The following is a 16,290-nucleotide window of genomic DNA, read 5'->3' as shown; positions in this document are numbered from 1 at the left end:
CAACGAGGCATTGAATGGCGAAGATCGAAAGCCCGTGCGTCTCGATATGCCAACTGAAAGGCGATCTCTGCATCGGCTGCGGCCGCACCATGGAAGAGATACGCCATTGGAAAGCCATGAAGCGGCCGGAGAAGATGAAAACGGTGAAGCGCGCCGATGAGCGCCTGAAGAAACTCCCGCGCGATTGAGGCAGGTGAAGGTGGAGCGGAAGAAGGTGAAGCGGGGAGCGTTACGGAAAGAGTTACGAAGAGAGCGACCAGGATGGACGACATGATCGAACGCGCGGCGCTGTTCAGCCGCGCCGCCCACCAGGCCGTGGGGCAGCGGCGCAAGTACACCGACGAGCCCTACTGGCGGCACCCGGCGGCCGTGGCAGAGAGGGTGTCGGCCGTGGAGTCGGCGACAGCGGAGATGATCGCCGCCGCCCACCTGCACGACGTGCTCGAGGATACCGCCGTGACGGCGCTGGACATCGAGGCGTGCTTCGGCGAGCGGGTGGCCGTTCTGGTCCTGGAGCTGACGGATCAATTCGTCGACCCCGAAATCGGCAACCGCGCTCACCGCAAGGCGCTGGAGCGCGACAGGCTGGCACTGATCTCCCCCGAGGCGCAGACCATCAAGTACGCCGACCTGATCGACAACACCGGCAGCATCGTCGCGCGGGCCCCCGGCTTCGCCCGGGTCTACCTGGCCGAGAAACGCCAATTGCTGGAAGTGATGACAAGGGGTGACGAGGCGCTGAAGCGCCAGGCATGGAGCGTATTAGTGGAAGGCGAGGCAAGGATTCGCGGCGCTGCGCGATAGCTGGCGACAGTCGACCGATCCCATGGATATGGCCAGTAGTTACCGATCGGTAATTTTTCTGTAAATCGAACCTTGATTCCCACGAAAATTACCGGTCGGTAATTTCCTCATTGCGAATCAGACAATCCCTGCCTAGAATTACCGAACGGTAATTACAAGCGGATTTGCCATGCCGACTTACGAGTTCACTGCTTCGCCTTCCTTGACCGCTCCTATTCGTCACAGCGAAGACCTCGGCAAGCTGGTGCGCCAGCTGCGCGCCGAACAGGGGCTGTTGCAGATCGACCTGGCCGGCCTCGCCGGCACCGGCAATCGCTTCATCGTCGACCTGGAGCGCGGCAAGCCGACACTGCAATTGCAGAAGGTGCTGGATGTACTCGACCTGATGGGGCTCGAGGTGGTGGTGCGGCGCAAGGGTGGCAACCGCCATGGCGAGTGACGATACCCTGGTGCTTTACCACGGCGACAGGCATGTCGGCCGGCTGCATGACGCACAACCGCTGCGCTTCGAGTATGCCTCCGCTTGGTTGGAGCACCCTGAAGCGGTGAGCCTTTCTCCTTCCCTACCCCTCTCGCAGCAGGTGCATGTAGGCGATGCGGTGCTGGCCTATTTCGAAAACCTGCTGCCGGAAGGCGACCTGCGCCGCCACCTCGAGCTTCGCCACCACACCACGACCGTTTTCGGCCTGCTGAAGGCCATCGGCGGAGACACGGCCAGCGGCTTCACTCTGCTGCCGCCAGGAGAAACACCCGCTCCGCCGCACTATCGGCCCATCAGTTGGGAAGCGCTGGCGGAACACCTACGGCACAGAGAACGAGGGCCTCTGCTCTCGCAGCAGAGCGAAGAGGCGCGGATCTCGCTGGCCGGCGCCCAGGACAAGTTGCTGCTAATGGTGCAGGCAGACGGAAGCCCCGCCATCCCGGAAGGGTCGGCCCCTTCCAGCCATATCCTCAAGCCGGATATCCAGGGCTTGAGAGGTGTATGGGCCAGCGCCATCAACGAAACCTTCTGCATGCAGCTGGCCGCCGAACTCGGGCTCGAAGTCGCCGAAGCCAGCTACCAGCCCGATACCCACGCCTGCCTCGTGCGCCGGTACGACCGGGCGCCCGACGAACAGGGCCGGCTGCGTCGCCTGCACCAGCTCGACTTCTGCCAGCTTGCCGGTACCCCCTCGCTGATCAAGTACGAAAGCGACGGCGGCCCCGGCCTGGCGCGCTGTCGTGAACTCATGCAGCAGGTGGGAGCACCGGCAAAGGACCTGCAGCGCCTGATCGCCTGGTGCTTCTTCAACCTGCTGATCGGCAACAACGACAGCCATGCCAAGAACCTCGCCATCCTCTACACCGAGGAAGGTCCCCGGCTGGCGCCGTTCTATGACCTGATGAGCACCACGCTCTACAGCGGCCTCGCGCGCCGCTTTGCGTTTCGCATTAATGGCGAAGACCGCCCCGGCAGCATCGAACGCTCACACCTCGAAGCCCTGGCACGCTCGATGCGATTCCAGCCGCGCTACTTCCTGCGCCAAGGGCTCGAACTCGCCGAACGCATGCCGGCAGCCATCGACGCTACCCTCGCCACCCTAAGCGCCGAGGCCCAGCAAGGCACTGAGCAAACGCTGCTGGAGAGGCTGCAGCAGCGCCTGTTGAGCAACTGCCGCAAGCTGCCGGAGCGGTGGGTCGTTGGGAGGTGACCCCACCAACGCAAGCATATGCCATACCTTCCTTGATCAGACATAGCCAGGCCATGGCGAGCATCCGCTTCGGTATGGCGCACGCCTAACGCGCCTCCAGCAACGCATCGACCAGCTCGGCCAGGCTCGCCTCGCAGCGTGCCTGCGGCGCCCGCGCCTCGTCCCCAGGGCGATACTTGCCTGAGCGAATCAGGCAGGCCTGCAGGCCTAGCTCCATGGCGGCGACCACATCGCACTCCACGTCATCGCCCACCATCAGCGCCTCGCCGGGTGCCACGCCGATGTCGTCGAGCACGGCATGAAAGAAATCGCTCGCGGGTTTTCCCAGCACCTTGGCCTCGATGCCGGCGGCATATTCCAGGGCGCGCACGAAGGGCCCCGCGTCCAAGTGCAGGGTGCCCGACTGGCGAAAGTAGCGGTTGGTGCCCACGGCAAGCAACGGCGCTCCCTCCAGCAGCAGCCGGAAGGCCTCGTCGAGGTGGGCATAGTCCAGGCGCTGCTCGGCATCGCCGAGCACCACCGCGTTGGGCGCTTCGCAGGGCAGGTCGGCAAACTCGGGCTCGAGCCGCTCATGGATCAGCAGGTAGGGACGAAGACCACTGCGCTGGAGATAGCGACGGATGGCCCCCGGTGCGGTGAACACCTGCTCGGGCGCCGGGGCGAAGCCCAGTCGCTGCAGCTCGTCGCACACCGCGGCCGATGTCTTGCGCGAGGTGTTGGTCAGGAAGCGCAGCGCCAGGCCGCTGGACTGCAGCCGCGCCACCGCCTCCACGGCGCCGGGCAGGGCCTCGCCGTCCTCGCTCAGCACGCCACTGATGTCGAGCAAGACCGCCTTCAGCATCGCACCTCTCCCTCCGCCACTGTTGAGCAAAATTGACTACATTGAGGCTAGTCCGCGCAGCGCCGTCCATCCACGCTGGCGGCGCCGCTCCGGTCAGTCGCACGGGAGCGGAAGGCACTCGGTAGCTAGCGGCTCGCTGCCTAGCTGGTGTCCAACGCAGGCCCAGGAGTCAGAAACGCAAATAATTCCATTCACCACTCTATTTACGGGCAAAGATTCCGCCTTCTATTCAAAATATAGAGCGATAATCTTAATTTTCAGCAGGTAGCCGATTTTCTGGGAAGTGCTGATAAACTCCGCCCATGACAGGCTCTGCCCCGTGGCGGAGCTTTCCATTTTCCATCGGCAGGGAGACCTTCATGGCCCGCAATATCATCGTTCTTGGTGCCGGCATGGTCGGCGTATCCGTGGCCTGGCATCTGGTGCGTCGCGGCCATGACGTCACGCTGGTGGACCGCCGCGAGCCGGGGCTCGAGACCTCCTTCGGCAATGCCGGCATCATCCAGCGCGAGGCGGTGCGCCCCTACGCCTTCCCCCGCGATATCGCCACCCTGCTGCGGGTGGTGCCCAACCGCCAGGTGGACATCCGCTACCGCCCCACCGGCATGCTGAGCGCGGCGGGCCCGCTGCTGGACTACTGGCTGAACTCGAGCGGCAAGCGCTACGAGCGCATCGTGAACGAGTGGGCCTCGCTGATCATGCGCTGCCAGGATGCCCACGCGCCGATGATCGAGGCCGCCGGCGCCGAGGCGCTGGTGCGCAAGGGCGGCTGGCTGGAGCTTTACCGCACTCAAAAGGAGTTGGAGGAGCGCCAGCAAGAAGCCCAGGAAAACCACGAGCGCTTCGGGGTCGAGTACGAGGTGCTGGATGCCGAGGCGCTCTACGCCAAGGAGCCGCATCTGGGCAAGGGGCTGGTCGGGGCGATCCACTGGACGCAGCCGTGGATGGTCTCGGACCCGGGCGGCCTGGTGCAGGCCTACGCCCGCAGCTTTGCTGAACAGGGCGGTCACATCAAGCAGGCCAGCGTCGAGGACGTGCTCCAGGTCGAGGGCGGCTGGCGAGTCGATACCAGCGAAGGCCCCCTGGAGGCAGATGAAGTGGTGGTGGCCCTCGGCCCCTGGGCCGGAGAGCTGCTGGGAAGGCTGGGCATGAAAGTGCCGCTGTTCGTGAAGCGCGGCTACCACATGCACTACTCCGCCGAAGGGGAAGCCAAGCTCAACCACTGGGTAATGGATGCCGAGAAGGGCTTCCTGCTAGAACCGATGCGCGCCGGCATTCGCCTGACCACCGGCGCCGAGCTGGCCGACCTGGAGTCGCCGCCCCAGTACAAGCAGCTGGCCGCCGCCGAGAAGGTGGCACGCAAGCTGTTCCCGCTGGGCAAGCGTCGCGACAGCCAGCCCTGGAAAGGCGCCCGCCCCTGCCTGCCCGACATGAAGCCGGTGATCGGCCCCGCCCCCAACAAGGAAGGGCTGTGGCTCGCCTTCGGTCACGGCCACCAGGGCTTCACCCTCGGCCCGGCCACCGGCGAACTGCTCGCCCAGATGATCGATGGCGAAAAGCCCGCGGTGGATATGGCACCGTTCCGCGTCGACCGCTTCTGAAGGTGAGGCCATAACGAAAACGGGCGCCCTTGAGGCGCCCGTTTTTTTAATGCCTCTCTACGACTCCCCTGCCCCTTGGTCACTCCCCATTCGCCACAGTGGAGGGCTTGCAGCACCGAGCTTGAACCGTTCGGTTGATGAGCCCATTATATCCGTATTGATATAGCCTCACAGAAGCCAAGGAAAGCAGCGATACAAAGTGCTGCCCTAAGCCCCGGCCACCAAGCGAGGTGACACCATGGCCATCGAGTATTATGACAGCGTATGGGACGCCATTGAGGATACTCCCGAAGAGGCGCTGAACATGCGTCTGCGCTCCGAGCTCATGGCGAAGATCGCCGGTCGTGTCCAGGAGTGGGATATCACTCAGAGTGAGGCCGCGCATCGACTGGGCATCACGCAGCCTCGCCTCAACGACTTGCTGAACGGCCGCATCAACAAGTTCAGTCTGGACGCCCTGGTCAACCTGACGGGGCCGGCTCACTTCCACCTCGAGCTGGCGATCGAGGACGAGGAAGAAGTGGCTGCCTGATTGTGACATGGCCTAGCTAGATCGCAGCGCCTGCAGCACCAGCCGCCGCTCCAGGCGCTCATTCCAGCCGGTGGGCCGATCCAGCTCGAGTCGGGCCAGCAGCGACCGTTCAGCGTCGCTGGCTTGGCCCGTACCAAGTGCCCCCAGTAGGGCTTTCAGCTTGCCGCGTCGGGTGGCGGTGCGCGCCTTGAGCTGCTCACCCCCCATCCGCTCAAAGTGCTGCGCTAATCGCTGCGGGTACTGCCCAACCGCCAGGTGGACATCCGCTATCGCCCCACCGGCATGCTGAGCGCGGCGGGCCCGCTGCTGGACTACTGGCTGAACTCGAGCGGCAAGCGCTACGAGCGCAGGCAGATGAAGTAGTGGTAGCCCTGGGCCCCTGGGCCGGAGAGTTGCTGGGAAGGCTCGGCATAAAAGTGCCGCTGTTCGTGAAGCGCGGCTACCACATGCACTACTCCGCCGAAGGGGATGCCAAGCTCAACCACTGGGTGATGGACGCCGAAAAGGGCTTCCTGCTCGAACCCATGCGCGCCGGCATTCGCCTCACCACCGGCGCCGAGCTGGCCGACCTGGAATCGCCGCCCCAGTACAAGCAGCTGGCCGCCGCCGAAAAGGTGGCACGCAAGCTGTTCCCACTGGGCAAGCGTCGCGACAGCCAGCCTTGGAAAGGCGCCCGCCCCTGCCTGCCCGACATGAAGCCGGTAATCGGCCCGCCCCCGGCAAGGCGGGCCTGTGGCTCGCCCAGATGATGGCGGGCGAAGAGCCGGCGGTGGATATGACACCGTTCCGGGTTGATCGTTTCTGACTGTAAGGTCATAACGAAAGCGGGCGCCCTTGAGGCGCCCGCTTTATGAAGCTTCAGTACTGATTGGACTGGTGTTCGATAGCCGAGGCACTCCGGGGGCGTCAGGTATCGATCTGCGGTGAAGTGGCAGGTCCCTGCGCTGATGATTCCGCCATTTCCACCTCTGCAGAGGAAAGCTGTTTCGAGGGATTGGTTAGCAAATAAATATGAGCGGCAATGCTGATAGGCCACAGGCTAAGACCGATGGTTTTGGCCAGTAGAAATAGCCACCCACTACTATAAAACTCGTTTATTGCCAGCCAGACCGTACCGCCTCCGATGACGACTGTCAGGACTATACCCCAGCATATAATTGCCATCGTAGCATCGGTGAAACTATTCAATCGCTTGACGACTAGCTTAAGAATCCAGATGCATCCCAGCACTGCCAGTAGCAGTAGGAAAAAACCACCGATCTTTAACGTTGTATCGGCTACCCCATAGTACCCCATCACTGATAGGTTGTTGAGACGCCAAAACATGATGCCGATAATTGCGACACCCATCACGTTGATCACCAAGTGGGCTAACAGGTAGCGGCGCAAGAAGGACAGGCAATCCAGCTGTTTTTCCAAAGGTATGTCCGGGCGCTGTCGCAAGAGCGCATGTGACGGGTCGACATCGCGAAGAGAGCGTAACGTGAAACCCATGAACAGCGCCACGATACCTATTATTGCCAGCATCACTATCGATAGTAGTGGGTACCAAAGGGGCTCATCCATACCACGCGATGCCGCCCAACTGGACGCTGAGGCCAGAGCCCCTAATGAGTAAATGCCGATCCCGGCGAGGCCACCAAAAGCCCGCCCGAAGGCGTTAATACCCACGATAATGTACAGAACGATCAATGCGAGATCCATCGAGACGTGCGGCGTGAAATAGCTTATCCAAAAGAAAGCTTCAGGATAAAAATCTGGCATCATGCTCCATAAGAACTGGTCTTGGCTCATAAGAAACGCAGCACCCAGCTGTACGCTTAACAGCAAGTAGGCAGCCAGCCAGTAGCGGTGACGATCCATGCGCGGTTCGCTCATGGAGCGGAGCCAATAAAGTTCTTTCAAGATGTGAAACATATCCTTCCCTTGGAATTAAGTAACGTTAGAGGGGTGCTTACCTTAAGGCTGAAAGAATTAGCGAAAATCACTCCCACTCGATCATCGCCGGTGGCTTGCTGCTGACGTCGTACATGGTGCAAGAGGAAACAGTTTCCAAGTGCAGGTGCGCCCAATGGTCGGTCATGATGTCGATGGTTTCCACGGCGCGCAGGGCTAGGTCCCATTCGTAGCTGTGGGGATGGCCGTCGACGACCTTCACCAGCAGGAACACGGTGAAGGCCAGGCAGGTCTTGCCAAACTTACCAGTCTCTTCTCATGGTCCTGTGGCTGATAGTAGCTATGGCGCCGTTAGGCCATTCCACAGAGGTGCACATGCAGGGATTCTAATTTGTCAGACCGCTGAGCCGCAACAGTCGCGTTTCCTCATTGTTGCGGCAACCTGCTTAACCCACGTTGTGATAGCGCTGGGTGGCGACACCGATTGGCCCCTCACCGTCTATACGGCGGGCTGGGGCCGGATTGCTCGTGGCAGGGCTGTGCGGCTCGTAAGGACTTAGGCGCAGGAATGCTCACTCCTAAAAATCCTTGGTGAAATACACCGAGCTGCATTTCACCAAGTAAATGACGCAAACTGACCTTGCTCGGCGGTGAGAATGTGGGACCATATGCGTTCGTTCACGTCGAGCGTAGTCAAGCATAAACTCAGGGAACCCAATGCAACTTCTTACCCGCAATATCGCAGTGATGGTGTTGACTTACATCCAGCTGCTCGGCCCAGTCCAAGCTGACGCACAGGAGCCCTTTCAATGGGCTGAACAGTTTGTGTCCAATTTCGATCGGTACTGCTTCAGCACCGACGCCGATTACCAGAGCACCGTGTCAATTGCAGATGAGCAAGGCTTGGACCCCATTCCTGCCCACCAGCTTCCTGAACTAATGCCGCCTACGCCCCCTAAGCAGGGAAGTGGCTACCAATTGGCTCTCGACGAAGACGCTGAAGTCGACATGATCTTGTTGACTGTTGCTGGTACCGATGCATGTACCATCAGCTCCTCAGGTATTGATCAGGGTCTAGTAGTAGCCCTGATGAGGGAAAGCTACAGTCTCATGGAGGTGCAGCGCATTGACTTTCCCAGGCGGATTACCACGGTTTACGTTCCAGAAGGCACAACAGGTGACTTCATGGAAGGTGGAGAAAAAGGTTTTGTGAATACTGTCATAAACATAAACCCTTTTTTCGAGGTCATAACTATAACCTACTTGCCACCAAGATCACTGAAAGAGCTATGGTCACAACTGCCAACATCGGATGAATAGCTTGTCGATGCCTTTCAGGCCGGACTTCTGTTGGCAGATGAATGGAAACCACTGTAAAAAAGGGCCCTAACATGGGCCCTTGCGTCAAGACTAATAGTCTAATCACGGTTTAGATAGCTCACCAGATGTGAGGTCTATCAAGGTATGCCAATTGTATACACCCTGCGCATCATTCTTCAGGATGCTCTCAATTAAAAAACTATTGTTAGAGTTAAAGACACAAATAGCACTTCCTAATAGCTCTTTATATTTTTAGATGGCAAAGCTTGCCGACTGTAATTTTAGCACATATTAACTGCCCTCATAACGATGATGCTATTTATGACAAGCCTTCATAACAATTGTTACTTAACGCAAATCATCATAACTGATAAAAACTACCATAAGAAGTATAACAATCAATTTTACACCTGCAATTCAGGTAGCCCCGAGGTCACCAAGCCACGCCCCGGCGCGAGATTTCACCTAGGCATAGCCACCGAAACTCAGACCGTTCGCATCTGACTCGCGAAGATAGTGCTGACTGGTTGGTGGCGTGCGAAATTCGGCCGTTTTCTATACGTGTGCAGCCCCTCCACCAGCAGCTCTTGAAGCTCTGCAACAATTACATCAGATATTTCTGCCAATGACATGAACTGCGCCTTGAAATATTTCAGCTCTCGACAAATCTGTACCACACAGAGCCGTACCAAACACCTCACGACTACCCTCCCCCTGAAAAGTAAAAGAATAAAAAGCATGCGTTTCCTCGGTTTCGAGTCGTAATCAATCTATACAAGCACGGAAGGTATTGTTCAGTAACCCACCGTACTTCTACAAATAGATCGGCATTGTTTTCATCAAGCACCATTCTCGTATCGCCCCCTTAATTTGCATCTCATGCTCGACAGAGCACCGCGTTCAAAGAACGGCAAATCGATAGTATCGCATACCGAGTTGCAATACTGTTCTGCGAAGAGCTGCAGGTGAGCAGCGTCACGGGCCACGTCTGGATCGGATGGCAGATACTGGAGTAGCGCGTCGCTGATAAGCATCACAAACTTGCTTCTTGCTCGCGTCAGCGTCACATTGAATCGTCTCGGGCTTAGGATGAACGTATCTTCAGATGCAACAAAATCCCGGTCAGCCACCACATAACTGGAAAGGATAAGATCGCGTTCTTGGCCCTGGAACCGGTCCACAGTGTCCACAAATGGTGGTGGGTCCATCGTCATGCCGGCCGCATCCACAAGTAGGTTTCTGATGGATGCCATCTGGGCTCTATGGGGAGTTACGATGCCGATTTTCTGTGTCCAAAACTCTTGAGTACTTACTCCGACCTGTTGCGCATCAACCAGCTTCTTGTACAAAAGGGTCAAAGTGGAAACGATCTGCGCCTCGAAAGGATTCGACAATGTATAAGTGTTGGCAGAGTAGCTAATCACCACTACGGGGCAGGCTGGATCAAGAATGCGGAGGAACTGGTCGGACCATGGCAATTGCTCAGGCCAGTCGGTAGGTCTTCCATCAAAATTGATGGTGAGATCCAGTTTTCTCTCCGGGAAGAACGCCTCGTACTCGTTCTGATAAAAACGCTTACAGGGCCATGCGGAAATTTCCACGTTGGTCCGGTAGTTGTGTTTAAGCTGCACCGGAGTGATGCCGTGAGTCTCCTTCATGTAAGAGAAAATGCAGTCAAACAGCCCTTGAACGCTGTCCTTCATCTGGAAGCCGTAGATCGGCCCGAGCTGCCGGTCATCACCCGCGAGGACAACATGCCCATCAGACTTCAAAAGCAGAAAGTAGGCCGCAGCCGCAGCAACCTGAACCTGTGACGCCTCATCGATCACCAGCAGGTCAAACCATTCGGCGGTCGGCTCACTATCCTGGTGGTCTTTCTCGGCCAGTCGACCAAGCTGTTGCCAGGTTCCACCGACGATGATGATCCCGGGGTCGTCGCCTTTCAGGGAATTCACAAATCCCTGAGCCCTTGCGGAGGTCCTCGGCATATCTTCGATCTGATCACTTAAGGGAGGCGCAGATGAGTCGCTCCTCACCCTTGTGACACGAACCGGACAAGCTAACACTCCGACCGTGGCCGTCCGTCTGTTAATCAGCTCCAGGACTTCGTTGAGGACATTATCGATAGCGTTGTAGTTACTGGACCCGATACCGATACGCAGCGGAATTCCCGCTTCGGCGTAATGCTCAACCCACCCGAGAATAGTCCCGGCCAAGACCGTGGTCTTTCCCGTTCCCGGCGGCCCCCAAAGCAAAGAAATCCTGTTTCTGAATGCATCGTGGAAAAGGGATTCCTGCTTTTCGTTAAAGGCATCCTTCAGATATGGAGTTACATTCGCGTATAGCTGGTTGGTATCAGAGAAGGTTTTTCCTGCCGCCAGTGAGCCGGGGGTATACATCAGGCTATGGGCTGGTTCAGTCATTTTTGTCGGTCTCTTAGCCATTGCCTTACCTCCGCTTCCTGGGACGTTTAATCGGTGCTGCCTTGCCGCCGACAGATCTCAATGCTTTTTCTATCCTGTCACTTGAGAAATCCCGATACACCGGATCGAGGACAAGCGGTGAGTCGAGTGCCACGAGTCCTTGCGCGACGGCAAACTGAAAGAGCCCCTGGTGACCCGGCTTAAGGACCAAATAGGGATTGTCCTGCATGGCCTCCAGCCGAATGACCTCTACCTGAAGCAATGCACCTATCGACTTGTTTGTCATCCACCGCTCGGTAAGACCGTGTTCACCCAGCAGTTCCTCTGCATCCTGGAAGCCCAATCCAAGTCGCTGACGCCATGGTTCGTCGAGATCCACGTATACATTCTCGTTGGATAGGGCGACGGTAAATTCACCTTCCTTGATTCGGGAATCTCTGCTAGTCGGGGAAAAATCGAAAACATAAAGCGTTTCGTGTTGGTACTGTGGATTCACAAACTTGATCTCATCGATGATCGGATCAGCCTCTACTTGAAGCTTCAAGGTCAACCCGCGTATCGAAAAAAACCTCGCTTCCCGTTCATCGACAGGCAGTGAGCGAGTGTTCCGGTTTTCCATTTCTTGGCACGCAACATTGAGCTTCTCAAAGGCGATCAAGCTTCTTGCCGCCTCCGGCACGCTTGCCTGAGAGGATCTTGCGGAAGAGAAACCGCTCTTTTTCAGCACCAACCGGTCTTTGTAGTTCTCACGCAGTCTCCGGACAATGTGCTGCAAAGCTTGCAGGTGAACCTTCGTAGCCTGCTTGATACCATCGTAGAGTTCGTCCCGGGTGTAGCGCCGCCACTTGGATGGATCAGTAGGATAAAGCTTATTGAAATGGCGGACGAAGATTTTGTCCTGCCACAGCTCATAGGCCCGTTCGAAAGGAATCTGATCACTCATTGGGGTAGCGAATCCAAAAGGCAGGCCGAACTTATACGGGGTGCCATCCTCCCGGATATTTGGAAAGAAACTGTTCGCAGCATCAAACAGGGAGTAATCGTGGGCAACCGGCAGGCCAACAAGCATTCGAAGAACTTCTTTGACGATTGTCCCAGGCTGGGATTTAAAGGCATCCGGATCGGGCAGCAGGCTGTCCGGCGGGAAGAAACGGGTAAGCACCTCAATCAGTTCGATCACGTCAGGGTTCTGCATATGACGCTCGAACATGCGCTTGAGCTGACGCACCTCCAGCATGTCCCAGAAGAAGATATGGGAAGAGAGACGGTCACGGGCAGGTAGACCTTTGTTGAGGGTCGACACCTCCTCTAACCATTCAGAAACTACAGTCGCAAATTCCTTCAGCCTCTCGCGTTCCGTTTCCGGGTTCATCGCATCGACACGGTCGACGATGAAAATCTTTTCGTTCGTTACCGGTGGATCGCCCGGTTTGCGGCCGTGTGGGAAATAGAGCCGCGTCGCGCCCAAGGCAAAGGAGATACCAGAGCCCGGGTCGAAATGGATCGTGATAAAGATACTTTGGTCAGTCCAGGCAGGGATCATCGCACTGCGCCTCCCGTCGACCGGCAAGGGCGCCCCCTCGGTCAGGGATCGGGCGCGAGTTGCCAGCGCTGGCCCATCCGCCCGCAACTGGTGGCTGGAGTCGATAACGGATTGCCACCGATCATCGGCGGTAGTAACAGCTTCGGCCAGTTCCGCCGTAGTGGTGATGCCATTTGAACGGAGCAGTTCCGCCTGCCCCTGATTGAGCCAGGCCAGCCGGGAAAGATGATCGCATTCGGATGCCTTGTCTCGGCAGTAGCGAACGTAGTCGCAAAGCTGGCACTTGGGGCCGACATGCCAACTGGCATCCTCCATATCGGTCTGCAGAACCCGGAGAAGACGATCCTCGAAAAACTGCTGCACGTGGACTTCATAGACTTCATACGGAACCCGAATCAGCGTCTCGCTGAGGGCTTCGGAAACGGGATCTGTGGCTCCCTTGGCCTGATATAGCTGGACTAGGTTCCTGAACGCGTTGATGTCGTGGCTTCCTGGCCAGATGGTGCCTTCTGCCGAAACGGCATATCTGCTGCCAAGCCCTTCTTGCTGGATGGCTGTGGCCAATGCCAGAGCGTAGTAGGTCACCTCTGTAAAGTGCCGTAGTGATGGTTCCGCAGCCATTTTTACGTCGATGATATGGATTTCGTATTCAGGCACAATTCCATTACCGATCAGTGGAGCACCAGTACCGCCTGGACGAATCCAAAGGATGTCCGGGCGCACTCTTACCTGATCTAGACCGAAATCGTCGTATGCTTTTTGAAGACCGGGAGTAATGTTTGTAGGAACCGTAAATTCCGCCTCGATAATTGCCTGGGGTGGTTCCTGTTGCCGGAGGATGTCAAAAAGGTTCTGGATCTTTTTGAAGGGCTTCCGTCCCAGAAGATCATCGATCTTGTCCTCGAGCAGGAACACAACTTTCCCATCATCCGAGGTATCAATCAGATCCTGATACTTGTCGGCTTCCCAACGCCGCCCGGCCGCTTTGATAAGTTCAATACCAGGGCGTTTGTAGGTTTCGGCTGAGACGCCAAGTGAGTCCCTCTCAACATCGCTGGCCAGACGAAATCGGAGAAACCGGTCGCAGTCGAATTTGAATGTTAGGGCAAGCGTTCCTTTATCAAGTTTCGCCATCACAACTCTCCCGGGGTTGGTATGTTCTTCAATGCATCCGATATCAGTCGTGTGCTGGCGTCCGCCTCGCCTAAGAAACTTCTGCTGACGACCAACGCCCGAGCCAAGTTGCTGAAATCAGGTGCTTTAAAGCCGATCCGCTTATGGGTGGACAAGACCTCAAAATGAGAGCCCGCCTCCAAGATGGCGTCTTTGAAGGCGGTTTCGCTGATGACTGGAACGCCCTCCTTGTTGACGCCTCTCTTCTTGCGGCAGACCAGCACCGCGTCCCACTTGATGGTCCCATCGTAAGTGTGAAGCCCCCCTTGACCTTCACCACGCATAGGCAGAACCTTGGTTACCGAGAGTCCAGAATGAAGCAGAGCCGTGCCGAGAGCATCCCATGCCGATGCAAGTTTATGGTGGTAGGTGAACACGCAGATCCCGTCCGGCTTGAGCACTCGGTTGCATTCCATGAAAATCTGCTGAAGCCGTTCCTGGTATCCCTTAATGGCCTCGCCGGACCGTCGCGTGATGGCGAGGTTCTGTAGTATCGGAGCGGGAGTGACGTTGTCGTCATATGGGGGCGGTGCGATTCCCAAAGCCTGATGCCAGGCTAAATAAAAGTCCGAGAGTTCCGAGTAGCTCAAATTGTCGAAGTAAGGTGGATCAGTTAGCACGAGATCCACTGAACCGTCCGGTAGTAAGTGGAGTTCCTCGGAAGACTGCGTTTCAATCGCCGCCGTGGCGCTGCCGTTCAATACATCATCGACAGAGCCAAGGCAGGCTTGTTCACGCCGAAAATCATCTTCGTAGGCGATTCTGGTGCCTTGCGGATGCAGCTCCTCGGGCGCTTTGGCAAAGGCAATCGCCTTTGATATTTTCCGAACCGTGTTGATGAACGTTCCCCGTCCGACACCATCCTGCCAAGGGTTGAGCTCGACCGGACGGGTGATGTGCCGGTATGAGTGGATGGAGAACATTGGGCTGGTTCGACGATAGCCAAACGCATAGGCTGTGTACATGCAGTTCGTAGTGAGATGTTCGCTAAAGGCCAGCTCAAGGCAGCGCCGTGCCTCATCACTTTCCACTCTGCTGATGGCAGAACCGAGAAGGTGCAGGTGAAGCTTCTGCCGGTTGTTGAAAAAGTCTGCGTAGTGCCGAATCCCGTGGATCAGCGGTCGTCCATCCGAACGCCCCTCGCGGGGAATGCTTCTCGTCGGTACAAGCAAGCCGTTTCCTATCATCCGTAGTTTCCGGGTGGCTCGGTCGTACAACGCCTGGTCCGCTTCTTCCACGCGCTTGAAATGCCTTGTGCAGTTTTTGCCGGTTCCGACCAGATACTCCTGGGCAAAGAGTCTCCAAGCGGGACGTTCGGCACCGTCAAGGTCGTCCGCTGCGATTTTCTGGGTGTGCTTGCAAGTCGGGCATGTCATGATCCCGTTCCCGTGCGTGCCCGCGCTGATAGTGGTGCGCTTGCCGCATGTGCAGTGCAGCACCTTACGCTCAATCGGCAATTCATGGACCGCATGACAGTCCTTGCAGAATACCCACTGCAGACCCTTCTCTTTGGAGTAGGCCAGTTGAAAATGGGGATGGAGCTCTACATCGCTCTGGCAATTCGAGCACTGCTTCACCTGGACCCAGAAATGATGAAGAACATCCCGTTCGACGCCGTTCACCATTGTCCGGTGCAACGGCGTAATTAGTTGGGCGACCTCATTGCAGATCTGCTCGATTTCCGGGTAGTGATCCTCCATCTGGGAGGCGGCCAATTCAAATCGGGTAATAATGGTCGCTACCGGGTCGATATCAAAACCAATCACTCGGGCGTTGCAGCGCATGGACTCCACCAAACTCGTTCCGCCGCCGATGAATGGATCGAGAACAACTGCGCCATGTACGGAGGTCTTGCCGAGATAGGTATGCCAAAAAGCGTCGGCCTTGCCAGGGGGAAGGGTCAGCGCGGTGAGGATCGAGCGGAACTGAGAGCCCACCCGGCGAGCAAACCAGCGGTGGACCCTATACAAAGGGTTTGAGCTCTGTCCTTCACGCAAGGCAAGCTCGGCGATTTGGGCAATGGGAATGTCGCCCGCCTCCAGTAGGGTGTGGGCAGGCCAACCGCCAAAGGTATCGCCTCTGCAGTTTTCCATGGTTTTCTTTGCCTGCCCTGTTTTAGCCATAAATCCCCATTACCATCTCTTCTCAATAGTACTGCCGGATATATCCAAATGCCTGTCAAATAGTTCTAGGTCTTTGGCGTGATATTTAATGCAAATGACTCTACTCAGGGCCTTCTGAACCCCGCGCTCTCCGGCTTTGGTGTTTTTTCAGCCGGGAGCCGGACCAGCCGCACGATTTCGTCGATGTCGGTCACGACCCGCTCGACCACCATTGGCGTCTTGCCGTTCTTCACCTTGGCGAACAGTTTGATCAGGGCCGCTTTAGCTTTAGCCTTGGCCTTTCATTGACCGACTCCACCTGCTTCGCCAGGGTCAGCAGCTCCTTGAGGAAATCGTGATTTTG

At 57.3% G+C, this 16,290-nt stretch carries 13 protein-coding genes and 2 pseudogenes; 8 read left to right on the top strand and 7 right to left on the bottom strand.

Annotation, left to right across the window (positions count from 1 at the left end):
• Positions 1-14: 14 nt before the first annotated feature.
• The 4 genes from HNO51_RS03175 (at position 15) to HNO51_RS03160 (ending at position 2,495) form a co-directional block, all read left to right on the top strand.
• Positions 15-188, top strand: a complete 174-nt coding sequence (locus HNO51_RS03175; RefSeq protein WP_209538449.1) for a DUF1289 domain-containing protein — start codon at positions 15-17, stop codon at positions 186-188.
• 82 nt (positions 189-270) lie between these two features.
• The gene (locus tag HNO51_RS03170) at positions 271-804 is read left to right on the top strand and encodes an HD domain-containing protein (RefSeq protein ID WP_242597189.1); all 534 of its coding nucleotides are present in this window, start codon (positions 271-273) and stop codon (positions 802-804) included.
• Positions 805-973: 169 nt separating this feature from the next.
• Positions 974-1,243 (top strand): helix-turn-helix transcriptional regulator, encoded by a 270-nt coding sequence (locus tag HNO51_RS03165; RefSeq protein ID WP_209538447.1) that lies wholly within the window; start codon positions 974-976, stop codon positions 1,241-1,243.
• Entirely contained in the window at positions 1,233-2,495 is a 1,263-nt protein-coding gene (locus HNO51_RS03160) for a type II toxin-antitoxin system HipA family toxin (protein WP_209538446.1), read from the top strand. The genes HNO51_RS03165 and HNO51_RS03160 overlap by 11 nt, the downstream gene beginning before the upstream one ends.
• Positions 2,496-2,580: 85 nt before the next feature.
• Here HNO51_RS03160 and HNO51_RS03155 read toward each other — a convergent pair whose 3' ends face one another.
• The gene (locus tag HNO51_RS03155) at positions 2,581-3,336 is read right to left on the bottom strand and encodes a TIGR01458 family HAD-type hydrolase (RefSeq protein ID WP_209538445.1); all 756 of its coding nucleotides are present in this window, start codon (positions 3,334-3,336) and stop codon (positions 2,581-2,583) included.
• A gap of 359 nt (positions 3,337-3,695) precedes the next feature.
• Between HNO51_RS03155 and HNO51_RS03150 the strand changes: the two genes are divergently transcribed.
• Positions 3,696-4,937 carry an NAD(P)/FAD-dependent oxidoreductase gene (locus HNO51_RS03150; RefSeq protein ID WP_209538444.1) on the top strand — a complete coding sequence of 414 codons (1,242 nt, stop codon included), beginning with the start codon at positions 3,696-3,698 and terminating at the stop codon, positions 4,935-4,937.
• A gap of 238 nt (positions 4,938-5,175) precedes the next feature.
• Complete coding sequence (locus HNO51_RS03145; RefSeq protein ID WP_209538443.1) at positions 5,176-5,469, top strand: helix-turn-helix domain-containing protein; 294 nt, start codon at positions 5,176-5,178, stop codon at positions 5,467-5,469.
• Positions 5,470-5,481: 12 nt separating this feature from the next.
• Here HNO51_RS03145 and HNO51_RS03140 read toward each other — a convergent pair whose 3' ends face one another.
• Entirely contained in the window at positions 5,482-5,676 is a 195-nt protein-coding gene (locus tag HNO51_RS03140; protein WP_209538442.1) for a hypothetical protein, read from the bottom strand.
• A gap of 140 nt (positions 5,677-5,816) precedes the next feature.
• Between HNO51_RS03140 and HNO51_RS03135 the strand changes: the two are divergent.
• Positions 5,817-6,274, top strand: a pseudogene (locus HNO51_RS03135) (NAD(P)/FAD-dependent oxidoreductase); the annotation flags it as partial.
• A gap of 101 nt (positions 6,275-6,375) precedes the next feature.
• Here the strand turns inward: HNO51_RS03135 and HNO51_RS03130 are convergent.
• Positions 6,376-7,386, bottom strand: coding sequence for a hypothetical protein (locus tag HNO51_RS03130; RefSeq protein ID WP_209538441.1), 1,011 nt, complete (start codon positions 7,384-7,386; stop codon positions 6,376-6,378).
• Positions 7,387-7,453: 67 nt separating this feature from the next.
• Positions 7,454-7,672, bottom strand: a pseudogene (locus HNO51_RS03125) (GMP synthase (glutamine-hydrolyzing)); the annotation flags it as partial.
• A gap of 410 nt (positions 7,673-8,082) precedes the next feature.
• Between HNO51_RS03125 and HNO51_RS03120 the strand changes: the two are divergent.
• A complete protein-coding gene (locus HNO51_RS03120; RefSeq protein ID WP_209538440.1) occupies positions 8,083-8,685 on the top strand; it encodes a hypothetical protein in 603 nt (200 codons plus the stop codon).
• An 839-nt stretch (positions 8,686-9,524) separates the two neighbouring features.
• Here HNO51_RS03120 and HNO51_RS03115 read toward each other — a convergent pair.
• From HNO51_RS03115 to HNO51_RS03105, 3 genes are read right to left on the bottom strand one after another with little or no spacing between them, the layout of a single operon-like run.
• Positions 9,525-11,108 carry an AAA domain-containing protein gene (locus HNO51_RS03115; RefSeq protein WP_209538439.1) on the bottom strand — a complete coding sequence of 528 codons (1,584 nt, stop codon included), beginning with the start codon at positions 11,106-11,108 and terminating at the stop codon, positions 9,525-9,527.
• Positions 11,109-11,133: 25 nt separating this feature from the next.
• On the bottom strand, positions 11,134-13,785 hold the full coding sequence (locus HNO51_RS03110) for a hypothetical protein (protein ID WP_209538438.1): 2,652 nt from the start codon (positions 13,783-13,785) through the stop codon (positions 11,134-11,136).
• A complete protein-coding gene (locus HNO51_RS03105; protein WP_242597187.1) occupies positions 13,785-15,917 on the bottom strand; it encodes a DNA methyltransferase in 2,133 nt (710 codons plus the stop codon). Before HNO51_RS03105 ends, HNO51_RS03110 begins: the two co-directional genes overlap by 1 nt.
• Between the last annotated feature and the right edge of the window lie 373 nt (positions 15,918-16,290).

The organism is Billgrantia sulfidoxydans (assembly GCF_017868775.1).
Lineage (GTDB): Bacteria > Pseudomonadota > Gammaproteobacteria > Pseudomonadales > Halomonadaceae > Halomonas > Halomonas sulfidoxydans.
Note: the sequence above shows the minus strand (reverse complement) of the source record. Positions and strands in the feature narration are given on the sequence as shown.

What these genes read in the sequence shown, in the direction of transcription:
- HNO51_RS03175 (WP_209538449.1), top strand. Translation starts at nt 15, where the DNA reads ATGGCGAAGATCGAAAGCCCGTGCGTCTCGATATGCCAACTGAAAGGC.
- HNO51_RS03170 (WP_242597189.1), top strand. Translation starts at nt 271, where the DNA reads ATGATCGAACGCGCGGCGCTGTTCAGCCGCGCCGCCCACCAGGCCGTG.
- HNO51_RS03165 (WP_209538447.1), top strand. Translation starts at nt 974, where the DNA reads ATGCCGACTTACGAGTTCACTGCTTCGCCTTCCTTGACCGCTCCTATT.
- HNO51_RS03160 (WP_209538446.1), top strand. Translation starts at nt 1,233, where the DNA reads ATGGCGAGTGACGATACCCTGGTGCTTTACCACGGCGACAGGCATGTC.
- HNO51_RS03155 (WP_209538445.1), bottom strand. Translation starts at nt 3,336, where the DNA reads ATGCTGAAGGCGGTCTTGCTCGACATCAGTGGCGTGCTGAGCGAGGAC.
- HNO51_RS03150 (WP_209538444.1), top strand. Translation starts at nt 3,696, where the DNA reads ATGGCCCGCAATATCATCGTTCTTGGTGCCGGCATGGTCGGCGTATCC.
- HNO51_RS03145 (WP_209538443.1), top strand. Translation starts at nt 5,176, where the DNA reads ATGGCCATCGAGTATTATGACAGCGTATGGGACGCCATTGAGGATACT.
- HNO51_RS03140 (WP_209538442.1), bottom strand. Translation starts at nt 5,676, where the DNA reads ATGGGGGGTGAGCAGCTCAAGGCGCGCACCGCCACCCGACGCGGCAAG.
- HNO51_RS03130 (WP_209538441.1), bottom strand. Translation starts at nt 7,386, where the DNA reads ATGTTTCACATCTTGAAAGAACTTTATTGGCTCCGCTCCATGAGCGAA.
- HNO51_RS03120 (WP_209538440.1), top strand. Translation starts at nt 8,083, where the DNA reads ATGCAACTTCTTACCCGCAATATCGCAGTGATGGTGTTGACTTACATC.
- HNO51_RS03115 (WP_209538439.1), bottom strand. Translation starts at nt 11,108, where the DNA reads ATGACTGAACCAGCCCATAGCCTGATGTATACCCCCGGCTCACTGGCG.
- HNO51_RS03110 (WP_209538438.1), bottom strand. Translation starts at nt 13,785, where the DNA reads ATGGCGAAACTTGATAAAGGAACGCTTGCCCTAACATTCAAATTCGAC.
- HNO51_RS03105 (WP_242597187.1), bottom strand. Translation starts at nt 15,917, where the DNA reads ATGGAAAACTGCAGAGGCGATACCTTTGGCGGTTGGCCTGCCCACACC.